4 protein-coding genes and 1 pseudogene are annotated in these 5,524 nt (G+C 65.3%); all 5 read left to right on the top strand.

Annotated elements, in window-relative coordinates; all coding sequences use genetic code 11:
* Positions 1-272, top strand: a 272-nt coding sequence (locus SJH88_RS18295) for a tyrosine-type recombinase/integrase (protein ID WP_274755293.1), incomplete at its 5' end; no start/stop codon positions are given.
* A 175-nt stretch (positions 273-447) separates the two neighbouring features.
* Entirely contained in the window at positions 448-2,850 is a 2,403-nt protein-coding gene (locus tag SJH88_RS18290) for an EAL domain-containing protein (protein ID WP_045267358.1), read from the top strand.
* Positions 2,851-3,069: 219 nt separating this feature from the next.
* A complete protein-coding gene (locus SJH88_RS18285) occupies positions 3,070-4,182 on the top strand; it encodes a CobW family GTP-binding protein (protein WP_043380420.1) in 1,113 nt (370 codons plus the stop codon).
* A gap of 186 nt (positions 4,183-4,368) precedes the next feature.
* Positions 4,369-5,085: an RNA polymerase-binding protein DksA gene (gene dksA / locus SJH88_RS18280; RefSeq protein WP_231499126.1), complete on the top strand. Its 717-nt coding sequence runs from the start codon at positions 4,369-4,371 to the stop codon at positions 5,083-5,085.
* 42 nt (positions 5,086-5,127) lie between these two features.
* Positions 5,128-5,524: pseudogene (locus SJH88_RS18275) on the top strand (STAS domain-containing protein); the annotation flags it as partial.

Genomic DNA, 5,524 nt, shown 5'->3' with positions numbered 1-5,524 from the left:
TGCGCGGCGCGCGCATCACGCCGCAGACCATCTGGCTGCGCCTGCGCCAGCGCAGCCAGCAGGCCGGGCTGGCGGCCGCCGTGCACCCGCACGTGCTGCGCCATTCGTTTGCCAGCCATGTGCTGCAGTCCAGCGGCGACCTGCGCGCCGTGCAGGAGTTGCTGGGCCACGCCAACATCACCACCACGCAGGTCTATACGCGGCTGGACTTCCAGCACCTGGCCCAGGCCTATGAGCAGGCCCACCCGCGGGCACGCAAGAAATCGCCCTGAGCGGGCGGTGGATGCTCCTTGAACAGGAGCTGTCAGCGCTGATTCTTCATGACTTTCAGGTGCTTTTGCGCTGGATCATCCATCGCCATGAGCGCAACGTGCTCACATTTTCTTCGGCAGCAGGTGGTGCAAATTTTGCTTTTAACAGATTTATACAAATCTGCGGCATGGCGTCATGGAACTGCTCCTCAAATACGAAGGTCACCACATTCCCCGGGTCTGGGCCCGACTGCACGGCATGCGCATGGGGCGCAATGTCTGGGTGTTCCGCCTGCCGCACCCGGATGCGCTGCAGGGCGTGATGGACCAACTGGCGCAGGAGACCGAGGCCGAAGTGCTGGCCCTGACCCTGGTGGCGGTGGTGCGCGTGGCGGACCAGCAATCGCCGGCCCTGCTGCTGGACAACGCCGTGCCCTTCATGGTGCTGTTGACGCGGCTGCGTTACCCCTGGCTGCAGGCGGGCATGGACAAGTACGTGGAGGTGCACTTCCAGCCCATCGTCGATCTGGCCGACGGCGGGCGCATCTATGCCCACGAGGCCCTGTGCCGGCTGCGCACGCCCCAGGGCGAGCTGCTGTCGGGCTACGAGACCTTCACCCTGGCGCGCCACCTGGGCCGGCTCGACGCGCTGGACGTGGCGCTGCAGTACAAGGCGCTGCAGCGCAAGGTGGCCGACCTGGAGCCCGGCGCCATCCTGTTCCTCAACGTGCTGCCGTCCACCCTGCTGCAGCCTGCCTGGGCCAGCCAGTTCCTGCAGTGGCTGCACGACCTGGATATACCGCACCACGAGGTGGTGATCGAGGTGGTCGAGAGCGAGCAGGTTGACCCCGCTGGCCTGGCCCAGCGCTGCGACGCGCTGCGCTCCCAGGGGCTGCGGATTGCGCTGGACGACATGGGCGCCGGCTTCAACTGCCTGTCGGTGCTGGCCATGGTGCGCTCGGACTTCATCAAGGTGGACCGGGGCCTGGTGCACCAGGCGCGCGGCAGCCGGGTGCGTTCGGTGCTGCTGGAGGCCCTGGTCTCCATGGCCGAGCGCCTGGGCTCCATCGTGGTCGCCGAAGGCCTGGAGCGCCAGGAGGACGTGGCCTTCTGCCGCTCGCTGGGCATCCATCTGGTCCAGGGCTTTCTGTTTGCCAAGCCGGCCTATGCACCGTTGCGGGGCAGCCTGGCCCTGCCCACGGCCGACAAAACGGTCGCCATGGCGCGGCTGGACCGGTTTTCCATCACCGACGTGATCGAGACCCCGCCGTCCTTCGACATCCAGACCCCGCTGACGCTGGTGCGCCAGGCGTTTCGCGACACGCCCGACCTGCCTTGGTGCATGCTGACCGATTCCGGGCATCCGGTGGGCGTTCTGCACCGTGGTAGGGCGCTCTCGCCCGGCCTGCGCACCGTGGCCCAGGGCGCGCAGCCGCTGCAGCGCATGCTGCCCTACAACATCGGGCTGACGGCCCTGTCCCGGCGCCTGTACCTGGAGCGCATGGACGCCGCCCCCTGGGCGGTGGTCGACGAGCGCGGCTGCTACATCGGCACGCTGGAGCCGATGATGCTGGTCTCCCACCTGCTGGCGCGCCAGGAGCACGGCGCCAGCCTGCACCCGCTGTCGCAACTGCCGACCGGGCCCACGCTGCGCCAGGCCATCGACATGCGGATTGCGCGCAAGCACGGCATGCTGGAGCTGGTCTACATCGACCTGGACCATTTCAAGGCCTTTAACGACCGCTATGGTTTTGTGCGCGGCGATGCCATGATCCGCACGCTGGCCGAAATCCTGCGCCACGTGTTCGCCAGCAGCCCAGACTGCATCCTGGGCCACATCGGCGGCGATGACTTCATCGTGCTGTTCGACCGCCCCGTGGCCCTGCTGATCCCGCAGCTGCAGCGCGCCATGGCGCAGTTCCATGCCCTGGCGCGGCACCTGTACGACACCGAGGACCTGCAGCGCGGCTATTTCGTCACCGAGGACGGCGAGGCCCACCCCGTGGCCAGCATGTCCGTGTCCTGCGTCAACGGCAGCACCGGCATGCCCCAGGACAGCGTGGAGGCCTCGGCGCGCGCCGCCAAGCTCAAGAAGGTGGGCAAGACCTCGGGCGGCAACGTCATCGTGGTGGAGGCGGCCCACCCCCGGGTGGTCCAGCCCGAGAGCAGCAGCCCCAGCATGTCCGGCTGGGAGGTGCAGGTGCTGGACATCCTGCAGCGTCTGCTGCAGGAGCCGCGCGGGCTGGACGCGCATGCGCTGGACCATGTGTTCAAGGCCTACCCCTTCTTTGAGGTGCTGTTCGAGCTGGACGCCGACGGCCAGCAGATCTGCGCCAACTGGATCAACCCGGCCATGTACGGCCGCATCCGCGGCGGCGGCGCTGGCGCCCAGCGCGGCAGCCAGTCCTACTTCGTGCATGTGCGCGACAGCGGCCAGCCCTTTGTCTCGCCCATCTACCTGTCCAGCGCCACCGAGGACTTCTGCCTGACGATTGCCGTGCCCATCCACGGGCCGCAGGGGCGCTTCACCGGCGTGCTGGTGGGGGATTTGAACCTGGCGTCCATGGCCAGCCTGCTGGAAAACCGGGTAGCGGCGTGAAGATCTATGAATATTCATAGCTGACAGCGCTGGCTGTGCCTGGGCTTACTGCCAAAAACCTTCAGAATGCACACGCCCCTGGTGCCGCCACGTGCTTCGCGGCATGGCTACACTTTCCGCCTCCAGCGCCCGGCACCCTGTCTGGGCACCCTGGTTTGATTTCTCTTTCCGCGCAGCGCAGCCGCGGTTGCGCGCGCATTGCGACAAGGTTGTATTTCCATGGCACTCATTCCCGTCAGCATCCTCACCGGTTTTTTGGGTTCGGGCAAAACCACGCTGCTCAAGCGCGTGCTCAGCGAGTCGCATGGCATGAAGATCGCCGTGATCGAAAACGAGTTCGGTGAAGAAAACATCGACACCGACATCCTGCGCACCGAATCCAAGGAACAGATCCTGCAGATGAGCAACGGCTGCATCTGCTGCACCATCCGCGAAGACCTGCGCGAAGCGCTGCAACTGCTGGCCGCCAAGCGCCGCCAGGGCCTGGTGGACTTTGACCGCATCGTGATCGAGACCACCGGCCTGGCCGATCCCGGCCCCGTGGCCCAGACCTTCTTCATGGACGACGAGATCGCGGAAACCTACCTGATCGACTCCATCCTGACCCTGGTCGATGCCAAGCACGCCAACCAGCAGCTCGACGACCGCCAGGAGGCGCGCCGCCAAGTGGGCTTTGCCGACCAGATCTTCCTGTCCAAGACCGACCTGGTGACCGAGGACGACAAGCAGGCGCTGATCCACCGCCTCAAGCACATGAACCCCCGCGCGCCCATCAAGGCCGTGCACTTTGGCGATGTGGCGCTGAACGAGGTGTTCGACCTGCGTGGCTTCAATCTGAACGCCAAGCTGGACATCGACCCCGATTTCCTCAAGGAAGACGACCACGACCATGCGCACGACCACAGCGATTGCGACCACGACCATGGCCACTGTGAGCACGGACATGCGCACGACCACCATGGCCACGGCCCTGACTGCGGCCACGACCATGCGCATGGCGAGCACTGCCACCACCCGCACCACCATCACCACGACGACGATGTGAAGAGCTTCGTCTACCGTGCGGACAAGGCTTTCGATCCCGCCAAGCTGGAGGACTTCCTGGGCGCCATCGTGAACATCTACGGCCCCAAGATGCTGCGCTATAAAGGCGTGTTGCACATGAGCGGCACCACCCGCAAGGTGATCTTCCAGGGCGTGCACCAGCTGATGGGCAGCGACCTGGGCCCCGAGTGGGCCGCGGATGAAAAACGACAGAGCAAGATGGTCTTCATCGGCATTGACCTGCCGCAAGACATCCTGCGCCAAGGCCTGGATCAGTGCCTGGTCTAGGCCCGCGCGGGTCCTCATCGCACTGCGCAGGGCAGGGCTAAACCAGACAAGTCTGTGCGTTATGTGCAACTTTAGGGGCATGGCAGTATCTGACCGATACAATCGCGCCCCTAATGAAGAACCCGGGAGCTTCCAGCCACTAGGGGGCGTCAACGGGGCCGTGCCAGTACTGTGAGGAGACAGGAAGTGACAGCAGTCGAGACGAGCAAGAAAAAAGCCACCACCAAAGTGGCTGCCACCACCGCTGAGCAGAAGGACAAGCCGGCGGCCAAGAAAACGGCCGCCAAGTCCAGCACCGCTGCTGCCAAGACCGCCGCGGGCAGCCCATCCCGCACTGTGACCCATGAACCAACCAAGGCCACTGCAGCAGCCCCTGCTGCAGTCACCAAGGCCGCTTCCAACAAGACCATGCCAACGATTACTTCTGCGCCCACTTCCATCGTGACCAAGCGCGACCCCAAGCTCGCCAACAACTGGAAGACCAAGTCTCTCGAAGAACTGACCGACGCTGAAATCGTGGCCATGTCCGATGACGAGTACATGAACGATGTGCAGCTGGCCTATTTCCGTGCCAAGCTGGTCAAGCTGAAGCAGGACATGCACCAGAACGCCGGTGAAACCGCAGAAAACCTGCGTGAAGACACCGTGGTCGTCCCCGATCCCGCCGACCGCGCCACGATCGAGGAAGAGCACGCCCTGGAGTTGCGCACACGCGACCGTGAGCGCAAGCTGCTCAAAAAGATCGAACAGGCCATTGCCCGGATCGACGCTGGCGACTATGGTTACTGCGATGAGACCGGCGAGCCGATCGGCGTTCCCCGCCTGCTGGCCCGCCCGACCGCCACGCTGTCGCTCGAAGCGCAACAGCGGCGCGAACTCAAGCAGAAGATGTTCGGAGATTGATTCAGGACCGTGCCCAGTGCACGGTTTTTCATGCGCAGCACCATGCAACCAGACAGCGGCAAATCCGGCGGTTTCTTTCGTAAGGTCATGCACATCGTGCGCGGAACCTCCGCCACGGAGGCTGACGCTCCGCCCGACCCCGACAGTCTGACGGCCCGTGAGGCGCTGCAGGAGGTCATGGCGCGCAAGCGCCGCAACGACGCCATCCGCCAGCAGGAGTTTGCCCAGCTGCGGCAGTTGCGCCAGCGCAACCAGGCCATCGGCCAGGTGCACGAGGCTGGGGCCGAGCGCGAGGCCGAGGTCCTGTCCTCGCTGCTGGGCCAGGAGACGCGCAGCACGGCCACCCTGCAGAAAATCGACGAGATCGAGGCCCAGATGTCCGGCCAGTGGTGGCGCCAGCCGCCCGCGGCCGGTGCGGCCGCGGCCCCGCATGCCGCCG

Source organism: Comamonas sp. GCA5, from assembly GCF_036541385.1.
GTDB lineage: Bacteria > Pseudomonadota > Gammaproteobacteria > Burkholderiales > Burkholderiaceae_C > Comamonas > Comamonas aquatica.
The sequence above is the reverse complement of the archived record's forward strand: the minus strand, read 5'-3'. Positions and strand labels throughout refer to the sequence as shown.

Bases quoted from the DNA above. Each gene is read 5' to 3' on its own strand.
- SJH88_RS18290 (WP_045267358.1), top strand. From the start codon at position 448: ATGGAACTGCTCCTCAAATACGAAGGTCACCACATTCCCCGGGTCTGG.
- SJH88_RS18285 (WP_043380420.1), top strand. From the start codon at position 3,070: ATGGCACTCATTCCCGTCAGCATCCTCACCGGTTTTTTGGGTTCGGGC.